This window comes from Chromatiales bacterium, from assembly GCA_020445605.1.
In the GTDB taxonomy this organism is placed as follows: domain Bacteria; phylum Pseudomonadota; class Gammaproteobacteria; order JAGRGH01; family JAGRGH01; genus JAGRGH01.
This window is the reverse complement of sequence record JAGRGH010000032.1, coordinates 1-16,842: the sequence shown is the minus strand read 5'-3', so window position 1 is coordinate 16,842 and position 16,842 is coordinate 1. Positions and strand designations below refer to the sequence as shown.

The window sequence follows — 16,842 nt, the reverse complement described above, 5'->3', positions numbered from 1 at the left end:
TGCGTGAACGCCGAATCTTACTGATGTTCAATCCGCGGGTGTACCCGCGGCGGAGGCGAACCAGCGCGTCCAGCCCGGATTGCTTTCGACCCAGCGGGACCGCTCATCGCGAACTGCGGCCAGTGCGGACTCGGTTGCGCTTGGGTCCAGACGGCGACCAAAGCCGTCGTCCGCGTCACCCTGCATGCGGGCCAGCACGCGTCGGCCGATCGAAGCGCGGTAATGCGAGACGTCCCAGTAGTTCTGCATCACAACGCCGACCGGTTCAGTGGTGATCGTATTGAAACCGGAGAAGTCCCAGACGGCGGCGCGCCGGGCGAGCCTGCGCTTCCAGTCTTCGTAGACCGGCCACAGACCGGCGTTGTGGATGGCCTGCTGGTGCAGGGCGTGCGTCGGGCTGATGAAAAGATCAAGCCGCACGTTGTGTGCACGACAGGCGCTGATGATGTGATCAAGCTCTGTGAACAGTTCCGGATCGTAGGCGAAATCTGCAAACCTTCGCCTGTAGATCGCCAGAGAACGCTCGAACCATTGCGGCAGTGGCGTGTGCGTAAGGCGTTTTCGCCGCTCGGCAAAGGTCTGCATGCCGAGTTCGTCGTAGTCGTTGTCGACTGCGGCGCCCGAGACATTGACGGCCAGCGTGCGAATGCTCGCCAGCAGCGCGTCGGTCGACAGCAGGGTCCGCGCACGGTCGACGAGGCCAATTCGCCTGCGCATGAGCCGGTCGGGTTCAAAGCCTTCAGCTGCAGCAAGATTCCGGTCGAACATGAAAAAGTCCAGGCCCAGCACGACACGTTCGAGCTGCGGCTGATTGTCGAGTGCGTGATCGAACACGGCACGGATCGAGGGCAGATGGCCGCCGGCAACCGAGAGGTTGTAGGCATGGTCGCCGATGTCGCGTGGATCGATCCCGATCTCCGCGCGCGATGAACCGAGCACGATCTGTCGTGGCCGGTTGCGCATGACGGCCGCGGCCTTGAACAGACTTGCGAGCTTGAACTGTTCCGGCTTGATGGCGTTGATGCCGCTGCGGTACGGACCGCCCCAGACCCCGTAGGGATCCACGATCCGGTTGAGCAGCGCGACGCTCAGCACGAGCACGAACACCGCGCTGATCCACAGCAGTGCATAGCGCTTCCCAGGGCCAGGCATCTTCAGAACTGGAAGTAGATGAATTCGCTCGGCCGCAGCAGGCTGAGCACGCAAAGCACGAACAGCACTGCAATGAAGAGCGCGTGTCGCGTGCCGATGCGCCAGCGCAACGGTGGCCAGCCACCTTCGAACCATGCACCGAGGGCCGGTCGGTAGCGGCGCATCAGCGTCTGGGTGTTCGGCGCGAAAAACACGATGGCCAGTCCGGCACCGAGCCAGCCGAATTGAGTCAGGCCCTCGAACAGTCCGCTGTCACGGGTCCATTCGCCCGGCACGAACGACGCGAGCGGTCCAAGGACGCTGATCGGTATGCCGGGCCCCTCCAGGCCGGCCATTCCATGCAGAACGCGCAGCGCGGACTCGACATCCTGTGCGCGGAAAAACACCCAGCCGATGACGACTGCAACAAAGGTCAGTGCCGAGGCGAACAGCTTCGCAACTTGATGATTCGATGCGTTCCGTTTCAGTCGACGCCATGCGCGATGCGTGATCAGATAGATGCCGTGCAACAGTCCCCACAGGACGAAGGTCCAGCCCGCACCATGCCAGAGGCCACCGAGCAGCATCGTGACGAGCAGATTGCGGTAGCGCGCGAGACGCCCCCGACGATTGCCTCCGAGCGGGATGTAGAGATAGTCGCGCAGGAACCGCGAAAGCGTCATGTGCCAGCGGCGCCAGAACTCCGCGATGTTCCGGGCCTTGTACGGCGAGGCGAAATTCACCGGGAGACGGATGCCGAACATGCGCGCGAGTCCGATCGCCATGTCCGAATAACCGGAGAAATCAAAATACAGCTGCAATGTATACGCCAGCGCACCGCCCCAGGCCTCGACTGCGGTCAGCGTATGGCCCTGTGCCGCCGCGTCGAACACCGGCGTTGCGAAACCGGCAAACGTGTCGGCCAGCAGCACCTTTTTGGCGAGTCCGATCGTGAAGATGCTGATGCCGACGGAAACATGTCGCCAGCGCTCGCCAAAAAAGCGGCGCGCGAACTGCGGCATCATCTCGGCGTGATGCACGATCGGTCCGGCGATCAGTTGCGGAAAAAAGGTCACGAACAGCGCGTATTGCAGTGGACGCGGTTCCGCGGCCAGTCCGCGCTGGCTGTCGACCAGAAATGCGATCTGCTGGAACGTGAAGAACGAGATGGCCAGTGGCAGGACGATGCCGGTCAGCGGCAGTGGCTCGGTGAGCGCAAGATTCAGGTTCTGAAGCAGAAAGTCCGTGTATTTGAATCCGCCGAGCAGCAGCAGATTCAGACAGACACCGATCGCGAGCAGCCCCCGCGAGGGGCTTCGCATCAGGCGCAGGCCCAGCATGAAGTTCATCGTCATGGAGCCGAGAATCAGCGGCAGATAGATCGGGTTCCACCATGCATAGAAAAACAGCGAGGCGAGCACGAGCCACGCCTGCGCGTTGCCGTGCCGCCCGGCCAGCACGAGCCACCACCACAGCGCCAGCGTGACGGGCAGGAACGCGAAGATGAATTCGTAGGAATTGAACAGCATGGGCTGAGGGCGTCAGCCGCCGGACGCGAGTGTCGGGTGATCAGTCGGTGCCGGACCACCGGGCTCGGCTGCGCCGCGGTGGGGCCAATGCCGCAGGGGCGCCCGCTTGCGCGAACATACCGGAAGCGGCCGGTCGGCACCATGGCTGAACAGGCGCCGCCCCGGCCGGGGCGCGTTCGAGGGCTGAGCGTTGGTTTTCGACGCGGTACCCCGCGGAGCCGGGGGCTGGGGCCCCAAACGAAAAAGCCGGGCACTGGGCCCGGCTTTCGTTGCTGAACGGTTGCCTTGCGGCGCCGATCAGTTGCCCGCCGGAGCCGGCGGAGCGACCGGCGGCGGGGGCGGCGGGTAGCCATAGCCATACGGCGCATAGCCGTAGCCATAGCCCGGATAGCCATAGCCAGAGCCGTAACCGTAGCCAGAGCCCTCGCCACGGCCATAGCCGCGACCATAGGAACGACCGCCACCGCGACCGCTCATGCTGAAGTCCATGTCGCCGGTGCCGTCGCCCATGCCCCAGCCGTCGAACGGACCGCCGCGCCACATGTTGTTGCCGTAGCCCGGCCCCCACCACGCGTTAGCGGAGGTGGCGGCGACCAGCAGGCCGGCGGCCGACAGCGCGATCAGAGTCTTTTTCATGTTGGCTCCTCGATTGGTGAAAAAAAGCCGCGGCCGCGCCGCGGATAGTGCTTCTGGAACGAGCCGCCCATCGTGTGGCGGGCGGTCAGTCTAACGGCTTCCAGATACAGCTGAATTAATATAGATCAAAACCGCACGGCTTGCCCAGTCCGCGTGCACGCCTTCGAAACCGTGGTCCAGTATTTTATTTTTTACTTATAAAGAACGGGCGTTTTGCTCGTCACGAGACAGGCGTGTGTTGCGGCTGTTGCGTTGCAGGTTGCGGCCCATCGGCTGGGCGGCTGGGCCCATGGTCACGGTGCGCGCGTTCCGGTCTACGTGTTGGCCAACTGCGATTTATTCTTTCGCATTGTGTTGTGGCGGCGCTGCGATACTCGTGGCGTTGAACGCGAAACTCAGCCGAATGCGCCCGGAGGCGTTGCGTTCGACTTCGTGCAGGAGGTTCGGCGGGAACAGCACGAACCGGCCCTCGACCGGTGCAATGCGCCGCCGGCCCTCCCGCGGGTAGATCAGCAGGTCGCCGGCGCCCGCATCGGCCTGCAGGTAGTAGACGCCCGAGACCTGTTCGTCGCCGCTGTCGTGACGATGCGCAGTCGTGCGGCTGCCGGGCGGTGCGCGGTTGAACCAGCCGCCGATCCTGACCCGCAGTGCGTCGACCCCGAGCCGCCCGGCGCTGAACTGGCGCGCGCTGTCGAGCAGTTGTTCGAGTTCCGCCGGTCGGTCGTGGTCCCAGTAGAGATTCTCGTCGCGCGCCTCATAGTGATGGCTGCCGCGAAGCAGGCCCGCGGCAAATGCCCGTTCGAAGCGCTGCACCAGCGTCGAATTGAGCTCGCGGCATGGTGCGCAATCGTGAAGGCTGATCAACATTCGATGCTCGTGTGAACTGCCGGTGCGGGGCGGGTCGATCTGTACAATAGCCGGCCACCTGCTGCAACGGGGATTCCGAAATTGACTGCGCTCAAGAATGACCGGTTTCTGCGTGCGCTGATGCGCGAGCCCGTCGATGTCACACCGGTGTGGCTCATGCGCCAGGCCGGGCGCTACCTGCCGGAATATAGAGCCACCCGCGCACGTGCCGGTTCGTTCATGAATCTGTGCCGCACGCCGGACCTCGCATGTGAGGTGACCCTGCAACCGCTCGATCGTTTCGCACTGGATGCGGCGATCCTGTTTTCGGACATCCTGACGATTCCAGATGCGATGGGCCTGGGTCTGGATTTTCTGGAAGCCGAAGGGCCGCGCTTTGCGCGTGTCGTGCGGACCGCCGAAGATGTCGAGCGCCTGCCGATCCCCGATCCGAACGACACGCTCGGCTACGTCATGGACGCCGTGCGCGTGATTCGCCGCGAACTCGACGGGCGAGTGCCGCTGATCGGTTTCTCGGGCAGCCCGTGGACGCTTGCGACCTATATGATCGAAGGGCGTTCCTCGCGCGACTTCGCTGTCACAAAGCGGATGCTGTTTGACGCGCCCGAACTTCTCAACACGCTGTTGGCGAAACTTGCGCAATCGGTGGCCGACTATCTGAACGCGCAGATCGACGCCGGCGCGCAGGCAGTCATGATCTTTGACACCTGGGGCGGCGTGCTGGCACAACGCGACTACCTGGCGTTCTCGCTCGGCTACATGCAGCGGGTTGTTTCACAGCTGCGGCGCGAGGCCGACGGCCGTCGCGTACCGGTGATCGTGTTCACCAAGGGCGGTGGCCCGTGGCTGGAATTCATTGCATCCATCGGTGCCGATGCCGTCGGAATCGACTGGACGATCGAGATCGGTGATGCGCGGCGCCGGGTCGGTGACCGGGTGGCATTGCAGGGCAACCTCGACCCGTGCCTGCTGTGTGCCGGTGCCGAGCGGGTCGAGCGTGGCGTCATCGAAGTGCTGGAAAGCTTCGGTCCGCATGCCGGGCATGTGTTCAACCTTGGCCACGGCATCAGTCCGGATGCGATTCCGGACAATGTCGCGGTGCTCGTCGACACCGTGCATCGCGAAAGCGCCGGGTACCACAAGCGCCGCGCACGCGAGGCGCAGCGCACATAGTTGCCGCAGCAACGAAGAATGGCCGCGTTACGCGGCCATTTTTTTGAGTTCCCCGGCTTCTGTGCGATCATCCGGTCTCCCACCAGCCGGCCACCGCATTGGCTTGCGCGGCGCGTATCACACCCGAAGATTGAGATGAACGATTGAACGATTCCGCGGCGATCAGTGACGCAAAACAACTCGCTCGCTCCGGTGATGTGTTGCCCGGCGAGCTGATCGTGCTGCCACTGAAGGAGCGGCCGTTCTTCCCGGCGCAGGTCATGCCGATTCTGGTTGACCGGGAACACTGGCTCGCCACGGTGGATGCCGTCGGCAACACCGAACATCGAATGATCATGCTCGTGCTGACCGATGCCGAGCACGAAGAACAGGCCAGGCCACGCAGCCTGCGCAAGATCGGCACCGTCGTGCGGATGCACAACCCCACGCGCAGCGATGAGCATATCCATTTCATTGCGCAGGGCATGGCGCGCTGCGAAATCGTTCGATGGGTTTCCAGGGAGCCGCCGTTTCGCGTGCGCGTGCGCTATCCGGATGCCCCCGCCGAAGATCCCTCGCAGCTCAAGGCCTGGTCCATGGCGATCATCGAGGCGATCAAGGAGCTGCTGCCCCTGAACCCGCTGTACAAGGAGGAGTTGCGCAACTTCGTCGATCATTTCAGCCCGAACGATCCTTCGGCGATTGCGGATTTCGCGGCGAACCTGACCACGGCCTCGCGCGAGGAACTCCAGCAGGTGCTGGAAACCGTCCCGCTCATCGCACGCATGGAGAAAGTGCTGGTGCTGGTCAAGCATGAGCTGGAAGTGGCGCGCCTGCAGGCCCGCATCCGCGAACGCGTTCAGGAAACCATAAACGAGCAGCAGCGCAAGTTCTTCCTGCGCGAACAGCTCAAGGAGATTCAGAAGGAACTTGGACTGTCCAAGGACGATCGCACCGCCGAAATCGAGCGGTTTCGCGAGCGTCTCGACAGCATGGAACCCAGCGCGGAGGCGGGCGAGCGCATCGGGGAGGAGTTGCAGAAACTCGCCGTGCTCGAGACCGGTTCACCGGAGTACACCGTCACGCGCAACTATCTGGACTGGCTGACGGTGCTGCCCTGGGGGCGCTATTCCGAAGATCGTCTGGACCTCAAGCACGCGCGCAGTGTGCTGGATGCCGAGCACTATGGCCTCGAAGACGTCAAGGAACGCGTGATCGAGTTCCTTGCAGTCGGTCGCCTGCGCGGCCGGGTGGGCGGTTCCATGCTGCTGCTGGTGGGCCCGCCCGGTGTCGGCAAGACTTCCATCGGGCGCTCGATCGCGCACGCCGTCGGTCGCGAGTTCTATCGATTCAGCGTCGGCGGCATGCGTGACGAAGCCGAAATAAAAGGCCACAGGCGCACGTATATCGGCGCCATGCCGGGCAAATTCATCCAGGCCATCAAGGCCGCCGGTGTGGCGAATCCGGTCATCATGCTCGATGAGGTCGACAAGATCGGCGCCTCGTTCCATGGCGATCCGGCCTCGGCCCTGCTCGAGGTGCTGGACCCGGCGCAGAACGCGGACTTTCTCGATCACTACCTGGACGTGCGTTTCGATCTATCGCGCTGTCTGTTTGTCTGCACGGCCAATCAGCTCGACACCATTCCGGCGCCGCTGCTCAATCGCATGGAGGTGCTGCGGCTTGCGGGCTATCTCACCGAAGAGAAGGTGCAGATCGCGCGCCGTCACCTGTGGCCGACCCTGCTCGCTGACTACGGCCTGAACGGCAAGCGCCTGTCGATCACCGAGGCCGCGATCCGGCGCGTGGTCGAAGGTTATGCGCGTGAAGCCGGCGTGCGCACGCTGGAAAAACGTCTGCGCCAGATTGCGCGCAAGGCGATCGTGGAACTGCTCGACGGCCGGCGGGCGATCCGGGTCGGCGTCGAAGAGATCGTCGATTATCTCGGCGAACCCCTGTACCGCCGGCAACGTACACGCAGCATCGTTGGTGTCGTGACCGGGCTGGCGTGGACTTCGCTCGGTGGCGCGGTGCTCGATGTTGAATCGAGCGTTACGCATCACGACCGGCGCGGGTTCAAACTCACCGGCCAGCTCGGCGGCGTGATGAAGGAGTCCGCTGAGCTTGCGTATTCCTACATCGCCGCGAATGCCGCGCGCTTTGGCGCCGACCCGGCGTTCTTTTCGCGCGCGTTCGTGCACGTGCATGTGCCGGAAGGCGCAACCCCCAAGGACGGACCGTCGGCGGGAATCACGATTGCCTCGGCGTTGCTGTCACTGGCGCGCGGACGCAGGCCGCGTCGCGCGCTTGCGATGACCGGTGAACTCACGCTGACCGGGCAGGTGCTGCCGATTGGTGGCGTGCGCGAAAAGCTGACCGCCGCCAAGCGTGCGCTGATTCGCGAGGTGATTCTCCCCGAGGACAACCGGCGCGATTACGACGAGCTGCCCGAGCACGTCTGCGAAGGGCTCGAGGTGCATTTCGTCGACAAGTTTCCGCAGGTCGTCGAGATGCTTTTTTGAAACTCTGATCAAGCCGCCCTGGCTTCATTCGAATATGGCTGTCAATGCGCCGGTCAGGTCAGCGATCTCAGCATGGCGACCGCCTGACCGAGATACCCGGGCCCGAACAGGTTCAGGTGGTTGAGGATGTGGTAGAGGTTGTAGAGCGTCTTGCGACGTTCGTGACCGGGCGCGAGCGGCCAGGCCTCCGTATAACCGGCGCGAAACCGTGGACCGAAGCCACCGAAAAGTTCGGTCATCGCAAGGTCCGCCTCGCGATCGCCGTAGTAACTCGCCGGATCGTAGATGCACGGACTGCCGTCCCGGTCGAACGCAAAGTTGCCGCCCCACAGATCGCCGTGCAGCAGAGAGGGTGCCGGCGTGCCGTCTGCAAAGAAACCATCGAGCTTCGCTAGCAGGCGTTCGCCGAGGCCGCGCAACTCGCCGCCATGGCCCTTGCGTTCGGCGAGCTTGAGCTGAAAACCCAGTCGACGTTCGCGCAGAAATCCGATCCAGTCATCCATCCAGCCGTTGGGCTGCGGCGTGGCGCCTATGGTGTTGTCGCAATCGAACCCGAAGCTTGTGGTCTGGCTGCGATGCAGCTCCGCGAGCTGAGCGCCCGCTTGGGCCAGGTCGCCGCGTCCGCCGAGGTCCAGATACTCGATCGCCAGGAAGGCTTCGTCGCCGGCAATGCCCGAGGCGATCGGCGCGGGTATGCGCAAGGTCTTCGTCGCGGCCAGCGCGGCGAGTGCCGCGGACTCGGCCTCGAACATGCCGAGTCGGTTCGCGCGATTGAGTTTGACGAAATAGCGACGCTTGCCGGCGGAAACGACGGCCGTGGTGTTGATGCAGCCCCCGCCGACGCTGCGCTGCGAGTCCGGTTTGAAAGCCTCGCCGGTGGCCGCGGAAATCGCGGTGGCGATTTCGTCCCAGCGGGTCAAGCCGGCTCTTACCAGTCGAAGCCGGTACGGTTACGCAGCGGGCTCGAACGCGGAAAATGCGCGCGCAGGAATTCCATCTGGTCGGCCAGCACGCGTCGCCCCTGCAGGTAGACGTACTCGGCGTGCGTGGGCGTGAACGGAATCGCGAGCAGTTCCATGTCGGCCTGCTCCGGCGTGCGGCCGGCCTTGTGGTTGTTGCAGCGCTTGCAGGCGGTCACGACGTTGGTCCACTGATCCTGGCCGCCGTGGCTCAGCGGTTCCACATGGTCGCGCGAGAGCTGGGCGCGCGGGTGCTCGGTGCCGCAGTACAGACACAGGTGCGCGTCGCGGCGGAACAGCGCCGGGTTGTTCAGCGGCGGGGTATAGTCCTCGCGCTGGCGGCCGAGGTGATGGTTGTGACCGTAGGTCGCGATGATGGTCGACAGCGTGAGCCGGCTGCGCAGTCCGCTGATCGCGTTGTGGCCGCCGCGGATGGTGAACAGCTCGCGCCCGCAGGTGTAGGCGACCTGCTCGAGGTGAAACAGGCGGGCGGCCTCCTGGAAGCCGATCCATTCCACCGGCATGCCGGCGGCATCCGTACGTAGAATCTGCTGGCTCAGCTCAGGCATTGGCCGTGGCTCCCCGCGCAGCGCGTGCAACGGACCCGCCGAACGGCCGCAGCCGATCGGTTTCCAGGCTCACCAAGCAACAGGTCTGCGGCATGGTCGATATGGCTCCGACTGCCCGAAGCCCTGCCGACGGCGGCGTCGCCGTCCGAGCAGTGTGTCCGGGCAGCCGCGCAGAAAATTACACGCCGGACGATCCGCGCGCAAGCGGTCGACCGTCCGCGACCAGCCTGAGCCGGCTCAACGACTTATGCACATATTCGCAAGCGCGTCCTGCTTTTGTTACGTAACTGTGACCCGTCACCACCCGACGCCCCGACTTGGTTACCAAGTGATTGTTTTAACTGGATTATGTCCAGAGTCGCGCGGAGTTGCCCGGTGCGCGGTCCGCACCGTCGGCGGCCCGCTCACGACGCCGATCGCGCTGCATTGCACACAGAGTTATCCACAGCCGGCGCGGGCCCGGCGTTCTTGCGACAGCCGCAACAGCCCGGTGTTTGCGGCCCGATGACGCGTTCCGCCGACAATCTCGCGCAGATCTGGGACGTCGCCCTGCCCGTGCACGTGCGCACGGCCTTCAGCTATCGCGCGCCGTCCGGCCTCGGCATCGCGCCCGGGATGCGGGTGCGGGTGCCGTTTCGCAATCAGCATCGGGTGGGGCTCGTGCTCGGGCCGGCGGCTGCGTCGGCCGGTGCCGCAAAGCTGCGCGAGATCGACGAGCGGCTGGACGATGCGCCCGTGCTCGGTGCGCGCGATCTCGACCTGCTGCGCTGGACCGCCGCGTACTACCACCATCCGGTTGGCGAGGTCGTGGCGACCGCGTTGCCGTCGCTGACACTCGGCGCGCTCGAACCGGCGGGTCGGGCGCGTGTCTTCGCCTGGCGCCTGAGCGAAGCCGGACATGCACTGGAATCACGGGCGCTTGAGCGCGCGCCGCGTCAGCGTGCGGCATGGCAGGCCCTGCTGGAACAGCCCGCCGGACTGTTGGTCGCCGATCTGCGCGAACGGACGGGCGCCGATGCCGCGGTGTTGCGTCGCATGCACGCACTCGGCTGGATCGAACCGCTGGACCACGAGCCCGCCGCCGCCGCGACGCTGACCGAACCGGCGCCCGAACCCACCGCTGATCAGGCCGCTGCGCTGGAGGCGCTGGCCAAGCAGCCGTCCGGTTTCGGCGTCAGCCTGCTCGATGGGGTGACCGGCAGCGGAAAGACCGAGGTGTTTCTGCGCCGCGCGGCGCAGGTGATCGCCGACGGCCGGCAGGTGCTGGTGCTGGTGCCGGAGATTGCACTGACGCCGCAGACCGAGCGGCGCTTTCGCTCGCGGCTCGGCGATTCCATCGCGGTGCTGCACTCGGGTCTGACGCCGGCGCGCCGCGGGCGCGAGTGGGCCGCGGCCGCCGCCGGGCGCGTGGACATCGTGCTCGGCACCCGTTCGGCGGTGTTCACGCCCATGCCGCGGCTCGGGCTGGTGATCGTCGACGAGGAACACGACGGCTCCTACAAACAGCAGGACGGACTGCGCTATCACGCGCGCGATGTCGCGGTGCGCCGCGCACAGCTCACCGACGTGCCGATCATCCTCGGCTCGGCAACGCCATCTCTCGAAAGCCTGCACAACGCCGCGCGCGGGCGCTACGCGCATCTGCGGCTCGGCACGCGCGCCAGCGGGGCCGAACGCGCCCCGGTGCGCACGATCGACAGCGGACGCCAGCGGCTGGAGTCCGGCCTTTCAAACGTGCTGCGCGCGGCGGTCGCCGACACGCTCGCGCGCGGCGAACAGGCGCTGCTGTTTCTGAACCGCCGCGGCTGGGCACCCGTGTTGCTGTGCGTGGAATGCCGCTGGGACGCACGCTGCCGACGTTGCGACGCACGCATGATCTGGCATCGCGCGAGCGCCGAACTGCGCTGCCATCACTGCGGCGCGACCGAGTCCGTTCCGAAGCGCTGTCCGGCCTGCGGGCAGGACGCGCTGCGTCCGGTCGGCGCCGGCACGGAGGCCATCGAGGCACACCTTGCCGAGTGTTTTCCCGACGCACCGGTCACGCGCGTGGACCGCGATCGCACGGCCAGCGCCGCGGCCCTCGCAGCGGCGTTCGATGAGATCGGGCAAGCGGGGCCGCGGCTGATCGTCGGCACGCAGATGCTCGCGAAAGGTCACGACCTGCCGCGCGTGACCCTGGTCGGCATCGTCAACGTCGATGGCGGGCTGTACAGCGTCGACTACCGCGCACCCGAGCGCCTGGCGCAGCTCGTCGTGCAGGTGGCCGGCCGCGCGGGACGCGCGGAACTGCCGGGCACGGTCTGGTTGCAGACCGCGTTCCCGAACCATCCGCTGCTCGGTCCACTGCTGGTGCACGACTACGCGGGCTTCGCCGAGGCGGCGCTGGCCGAGCGCGCGGCCGCCGGGCTGCCGCCCTGCGGGTATCAGGCGCTGATCCGCGCCGAGGCGACCGATCGCGCCGCCGCGCACGGTTTTCTGACCCAGGCGCGCGCGCGCGCCACGCAGACACCGGATGTGGAACTCAGTGGTCCGGTTGCCGCGCCGATGGAGCGGCGCGCCGGGCGCTATCGCGCACAGTTGTTGGTGTCTGCTGCCCAGCGCGCGCCGCTGCACCGTTTTCTCGACGACTGGCTGCCCGTGATCGAAGCCCTCCGGTCGGCGCGGACCGTGCGCTGGTCGGTGGATGTGGACCCGCAGGACTTTGACTGACGGGCAGACCGCCGCGCGCCGTGCTGTTTCGTGCGCGAGATTCGGGATAATGCGCGTCCGGTTTTTTGTCCCTGGCTTGTGCCGAACCATCCATGCGTGACGCGATTCGAGATCTGGTCGATGCGGCCGTGCAATCCCTGCAGGCCGAAGGCGTGCTGCCGTCCGGGCTGCCCGAGGTGCAGATCGAGCGCGCCCGCGACAAGGCGCACGGGGATTTTGCCTGCACCGCCGCGATGGGTTTCGCCAAGGCCGCGCGGCGACCGCCGCGCGCCATCGCCGAGGCGATTGTCGGGCGTCTGGCGCCGGTGTCGTGGCTCGCCGGGGTCGACATCGCCGGCGCCGGATTCATCAACTTCCGGCTCGCGCCAGCGGCCTGGCATGCGGTGGTCGCCGAGGTGCTCGCGCAGGGTGCCGCGTTCGGCCGCTCGCAACAGGCCTCCGGCAGGCGCGTGCTCATCGAGTTCGTTTCGGCCAACCCGACCGGTCCGCTGCACGTCGGCCACGGTCGCGGCGCGGCCTATGGGGCGAGCCTGGCGAACCTGATCGAGACCCAGGGCTGGACGGTCGAGCGCGAGTACTACATCAACGACGCCGGCCGGCAGATGAACATCCTCGCCGCGAGTGTCTGGCTGCGCTATCTCGAACTGTGCGGTGACGCGCCACCGTTCCCTGCGGCGGGTTACCAGGGCGACTACATCTGGGACATCGCCGCGACCGTGCACCGTGAACACGCCGAGCGCTGTCGCCGGCCGCTCAGTGAGGTGCTCGACGGCCTGCCGGCGGACGCGCCGCAGGGTGGCGACGCCGACAGCTACATCGATGCGCTGATCGAACGCGGACGCTCGCTGCTCGGCGAGCCCGACTGGGCGATCGTGTTCGCCGCGGCGCGCGACACGCTGGTCGACGACATCCGCGATGACCTGTCGCAGTTCGGCGTCGACTACCAGAACTGGTATCCGGAAAGCGACCTCGTCACGAGCGGTGCGGTCGTCACCGGAGTGCAACGGCTGCGCGAGCGCGGCTACATCTACGAGCGCGACGGCGCGAGCTGGTTTCGCGCGACGGACTTCGGTGACGAAAAGGATCGCGTGGTGCTGCGCGACAACGGTCAGGCGACCTACTTCGCCTCGGACATCGCCTATCACGCGCAGAAGTTCGAACGCGGCTACGATCTGGCGATCGACATCTGGGGTGCCGATCACCACGGTTACGTGCCGCGCGTGCGCGGCGCGCTGTCGGCGATGGGGCTCGATCCCGCGAAGCTCGAAGTGCTGCTGATCCAGTTCGCGAATCTCTATCGCGGCACGGAGCGACTGCCAATGTCCACCCGCAGCGGTCAGTACGTGACGCTGCGCGAACTGCGCAAGGAAGTCGGCCGCGACGCGGCGCGGTTCTTCTACGTCATGCGCCGGCATGACCAGCACCTGGACTTCGACCTCGAACTCGCAAAGTCGCGCAACAACGACAACCCGGTGTACTACGTGCAGTACGCGCACGCGCGCAGCGCCGCGGTGCTGCGTCAGGCCGGGGAACGCGGCCTGGATGTGAAGCCGAGTGCCGACCAGACCAATCTGGAGCGGCTCGCCAGCGCGCACGAAATCGCGGTCATGCAGCGGCTTGCGCAATATCCGGAAGTGCTGGCGACGGCCGCGGCGAATCTCGAGCCGCATCAGCTGCCGTCGTATCTGCGCGAACTCGCGACCGATTTTCACGCCTGGTACAACGCCGAGCCGTTCCTGGTCGACGATGCGCCGCTGCGCGACGCGCGCATCAAGCTGATGCTCGCGGTACGCACGGTCATCGCCGCGGGGCTGGACCTGATCGGCGTGTCGGCGCCGGACAGCATGTAGGGCGCCGCGCGTCCGGGGCTTCGGTCAATGCCACGCGACTTTCGTCACCGCGCCCAGCGCGACGCGCCACGAACGGTCAGCGGGCCGGTCTGGTTCGTCGCCGGCCTGATCCCCGGACTCGCAGTAGCCGGCTGGTGCCTGATGGGCAAGCCCTGGCTGCCGCCGGTGGGGCCGGCGCCCGTGCCGCCGGTGGTCGAGGCCGAACCGGCGCCGACCGGCAAGACCCCGCGCTTCGACTTCTTCACCGTGCTGCCCGAACGCGAGTTCGTGGTGCCGGATTCCGAACCGGCTACCCCCGCGCCGCCGACACCGAACGCGGCACCGGCGGCGAACGCCTCCGGACGCTACACCCTGCAGGTCGGCTCGTTCCGCCGCGCGGATCAGGCCGACCAGCTCAAGGCGCAGGTTGCGTTGCTCGGTCTGCGCGCGACGATCCAGCGCTTCGCGCACGAGGGCGACACCTGGCATCGCGTGCGGCTCGGCCCGTATCCGGATGCGCGCAGTGCGCGCGAAGTGCGCGACACCCTCAAGCGCAACGGCCTGAACGCCGTGGTGCTGCGCGAGCGCGGCGACTGAGTCCGCCGCCGATGAAACGGCATCGGCTGATCCTGCTTGCCGTGCTCGTCGCCGTGATCGTCGCGGCCCTGGTCTGGCTGCCGCGCGAACTCCTCAGTCTGGACGGCCTGCGCGCCGTTCGCGACGACATCGCGGCCTGGAATGCCGCCCATCCGTGGCTCGCACCGCTGGCCTATCTCGCGCTCTATATCGCGGTTACGGCACTGTCGATCCCGGCGGCGACGGCGCTGTCGCTGGCCGGCGGGGCGGTGTTCGGTCTCGGCACGGGTGCGGCACTGGTGATCGTGGGCGCCACGCTCGGTGCGAGCCTGGCCTGCCTGGCGGCACGCTACCTCGCGCGTGACTGGGTGGAGGCGCGCTTCGGGACGCGCCTCGCCGCGGTACAGCGCGGGCTGGACCGCGACGGGTTGTTCTATCTGTTCGCCTTGCGGCTCGTGCCGATCGTGCCGTTTTTCGTCGTGAACCTCGTGTTCGGTCTCACGCGGATGCCGGTCGTGCGCTTCGCGCTGGTGAGCTTCGTCGGCATGCTGCCGGCGACGTTCGTCTATGTGAACGCCGGCACGCAGCTCGCGCAGATCGAATCGCTTGCGGACATTGCTTCACCGGGGCTGCTCGGTGCGCTGGCGGCGCTGGGTCTGCTGCCCCTGGTGGCGCGCTGGATCGTGCGTTGGATGCAGGCCAGACGCGCGTGGCGCGGGTTCGAACGTCCGCCGCGCTACGACTACAACCTGGTCGTGATCGGCGGCGGGGCGGCCGGCCTGGTCGCCGCGAATGTCGCCGCGACGCTTGGCGCGCGGGTTGCGCTGGTCGAGCGCGGGGCAATGGGCGGCGACTGTCTGAACACCGGATGCGTGCCGTCCAAGGCGCTGCTGCACGTCGCGCACACCGTGGCCGCCGCGCGCTCGGCGGCACGGTTTGGCGTCACGGCCACCGATCGGGTGCCGCTCGATGCGGTGATGGCGCAGGTGCGTGGCGCGATCCGGTCGATCGAACCGCACGACTCGGCCGAGCGCTATCGCGGGTTGGGCGTGGATGTCATTGCCGGAATCGCGAGCCTGCGCACGCCCTGGTCCGTGGTCGTCGATGGCCGCGACCTCACGACCCGCGCCATCGTGATCGCGACCGGGGCCGAGCCGGTCATTCCGCCGATTCCCGGGCTTGCCGCCGTGGCGCCGCTGAGTTCCGAAACGGTGTGGTCGCTCGCGGCCCTGCCGGCCCGGCTGTGCGTGGTCGGAGGCGGTGCCATGGGCTGCGAGCTGGCGCAGGCATTCGCACGGATCGGCAGTCGGGTCGTACTGATCGAGGCGGCGGATCAGCTGCTGCCCGGCGTCGATGCCGAGGTCGCGGCACTGCTCGCCGGGCGCCTGGGCGCGGACGGCGTTGAATTGCACCTCGGCACGCGTGCCCTGCGGTTCGCGGGTGATGCGACCGGCGGCCGCGTGGACTGCGAGCGCGCCGATGCAAGCACGGTTGCGATCGAGTTCGATCGCGTGCTGATAGCGCTCGGCCGGCGGGCCGTGACCAACAGTCTGGGCCTCGACGCCATTGGAATCCCCGCGCGTGCGGACGGCGCCATCGAGGTGGACGCCCAGCTGCGGACAAGGGTGCCGAACGTCTGGGCCTGTGGGGACGCGATCGGCCCGCCGTACCTGACCAGCCTGGCCGGCCAGCAGGGCTGGGTCGCCGCGGTCAATGCGCTCGGTCTCGGGCCGCGGCGAAGGTCGATCGACACCCGGCGGGTGCCGGCCGTCGTGTATACCGATCCGGAGATCGCCACGGTCGGGCGCAGCGCAGCGGAGTGTCAGCGCGACGGCATCGCGTTCGAGCGCACACGCTTTGACTTCAGCGAACTCGACCGTGCCGTGACCGATGGCTGCACGGAGGGTTGGGTCGAGTACCGCAGCGTGCCCGGCCGCGCGGAGCTGCTTGGCGCAACGATCGTGGGTGCCGCTGCCGGCGATCTCATCGCGCTGGTCGCCCCGTGGATCGGCCGGCGCTCCGGGCTCAACAGACTCGCCGCACTGCTCGCCGCATATCCGACGCGGGCCGAAGCCGTCGCGCGCGCGGCGCTGGTCTGGCGGCGCAGGAACGCACCGCAGTGGGCACTCGCGGCGACACGGCGATGGTTTTCCCTGCGCCGGAGCTGATGGTTCGACTGGTCACCGAATCCGGGCCGATTGCCGCAATCGCGCGCGCCGACCCGGCTGTTCACGGTGGATTGATCAGGGCTTCCGTTGTGGAAACCCGGAACGGATTTGGGTTTCCCGCGGCACAGGGAGGTGCCGCCATTTCTGCTGGCGTTCTGGCCAGCAGAAATGCAAGAAGACGAAAAACCACGCTTT

The 16,842-nt window shown here is 66.8% G+C and carries 13 protein-coding genes; 7 read left to right on the top strand and 6 right to left on the bottom strand.

Translation table 11 applies throughout. The annotated features are described in order from the left end of the window. Positions 1 to 27: 27 nt before the first annotated feature. From KDG50_05920 to KDG50_05905, 4 genes are all read right to left on the bottom strand, one after another. Complete coding sequence (locus KDG50_05920; protein ID MCB1864947.1) at positions 28 to 1,152, bottom strand: hypothetical protein; 1,125 nt, start codon at positions 1,150 to 1,152, stop codon at positions 28 to 30. Between the two features lie 2 nt (positions 1,153 to 1,154). After that, positions 1,155 to 2,660, bottom strand: a complete 1,506-nt coding sequence (locus tag KDG50_05915; protein MCB1864946.1) for an MBOAT family protein — start codon at positions 2,658 to 2,660, stop codon at positions 1,155 to 1,157. Between the two features lie 297 nt (positions 2,661 to 2,957). Then, entirely contained in the window at positions 2,958 to 3,296 is a 339-nt protein-coding gene (locus KDG50_05910) for a sulfur globule protein CV1 (GenBank protein MCB1864945.1), read from the bottom strand. Between the two features lie 336 nt (positions 3,297 to 3,632). Continuing rightward, positions 3,633 to 4,163, bottom strand: a complete 531-nt coding sequence (locus KDG50_05905) for a 2OG-Fe(II) oxygenase (protein MCB1864944.1) — start codon at positions 4,161 to 4,163, stop codon at positions 3,633 to 3,635. 81 nt (positions 4,164 to 4,244) lie between these two features. Between KDG50_05905 and hemE the strand changes: the two genes are divergently transcribed. Further along, a complete protein-coding gene (hemE, locus tag KDG50_05900; protein MCB1864943.1) occupies positions 4,245 to 5,336 on the top strand; it encodes a uroporphyrinogen decarboxylase in 1,092 nt (363 codons plus the stop codon). 143 nt (positions 5,337 to 5,479) lie between these two features. Then, a complete protein-coding gene (lon, locus tag KDG50_05895; protein MCB1864942.1) occupies positions 5,480 to 7,837 on the top strand; it encodes an endopeptidase La in 2,358 nt (785 codons plus the stop codon). Between the two features lie 53 nt (positions 7,838 to 7,890). Here lon and KDG50_05890 read toward each other — a convergent pair whose 3' ends face one another. Together KDG50_05890 and KDG50_05885 are read right to left on the bottom strand one after the other, a co-directional pair. Next, entirely contained in the window at positions 7,891 to 8,757 is an 867-nt protein-coding gene (locus KDG50_05890; protein MCB1864941.1) for a fructosamine kinase family protein, read from the bottom strand. Between the two features lie 8 nt (positions 8,758 to 8,765). Beyond that, entirely contained in the window at positions 8,766 to 9,365 is a 600-nt protein-coding gene (locus KDG50_05885) for an HNH endonuclease (protein MCB1864940.1), read from the bottom strand. Positions 9,366 to 9,869: 504 nt separating this feature from the next. On the opposite strand from KDG50_05885, the gene KDG50_05880 reads away from it, so the two are divergent. The 5 genes from KDG50_05880 to KDG50_05860 form a co-directional block, all read left to right on the top strand. Next, positions 9,870 to 12,074, top strand: a complete 2,205-nt coding sequence (locus KDG50_05880) for a primosomal protein N' (protein ID MCB1864939.1) — start codon at positions 9,870 to 9,872, stop codon at positions 12,072 to 12,074. 92 nt (positions 12,075 to 12,166) lie between these two features. Next, a complete protein-coding gene (locus KDG50_05875; GenBank protein MCB1864938.1) occupies positions 12,167 to 13,924 on the top strand; it encodes an arginine--tRNA ligase in 1,758 nt (585 codons plus the stop codon). Between the two features lie 27 nt (positions 13,925 to 13,951). Then, on the top strand, positions 13,952 to 14,500 hold the full coding sequence (locus KDG50_05870) for an SPOR domain-containing protein (protein MCB1864937.1): 549 nt from the start codon (positions 13,952 to 13,954) through the stop codon (positions 14,498 to 14,500). An 11-nt stretch (positions 14,501 to 14,511) separates the two neighbouring features. Next, entirely contained in the window at positions 14,512 to 16,647 is a 2,136-nt protein-coding gene (locus KDG50_05865) for an FAD-dependent oxidoreductase (GenBank protein ID MCB1864936.1), read from the top strand. Continuing rightward, positions 16,647 to 16,842: hypothetical protein (locus KDG50_05860; protein ID MCB1864935.1), on the top strand; the 196-nt coding region annotated here is incomplete at its 3' end. The genes KDG50_05865 and KDG50_05860, both read left to right, overlap by 1 nt.

Coding starts and splice junctions, on each gene's coding strand:
- KDG50_05920 (MCB1864947.1), bottom strand. CDS start 1,152: ATGCCTGGCCCTGGGAAGCGCTATGCACTGCTGTGGATCAGCGCGGTG.
- KDG50_05915 (MCB1864946.1), bottom strand. CDS start 2,660: ATGCTGTTCAATTCCTACGAATTCATCTTCGCGTTCCTGCCCGTCACG.
- KDG50_05910 (MCB1864945.1), bottom strand. CDS start 3,296: ATGAAAAAGACTCTGATCGCGCTGTCGGCCGCCGGCCTGCTGGTCGCC.
- KDG50_05905 (MCB1864944.1), bottom strand. CDS start 4,163: ATGTTGATCAGCCTTCACGATTGCGCACCATGCCGCGAGCTCAATTCG.
- KDG50_05885 (MCB1864940.1), bottom strand. CDS start 9,365: ATGCCTGAGCTGAGCCAGCAGATTCTACGTACGGATGCCGCCGGCATG.
- KDG50_05880 (MCB1864939.1), top strand. CDS start 9,870: ATGACGCGTTCCGCCGACAATCTCGCGCAGATCTGGGACGTCGCCCTG.
- KDG50_05875 (MCB1864938.1), top strand. CDS start 12,167: ATGCGTGACGCGATTCGAGATCTGGTCGATGCGGCCGTGCAATCCCTG.
- KDG50_05870 (MCB1864937.1), top strand. CDS start 13,952: ATGCCACGCGACTTTCGTCACCGCGCCCAGCGCGACGCGCCACGAACG.
- KDG50_05865 (MCB1864936.1), top strand. CDS start 14,512: ATGAAACGGCATCGGCTGATCCTGCTTGCCGTGCTCGTCGCCGTGATC.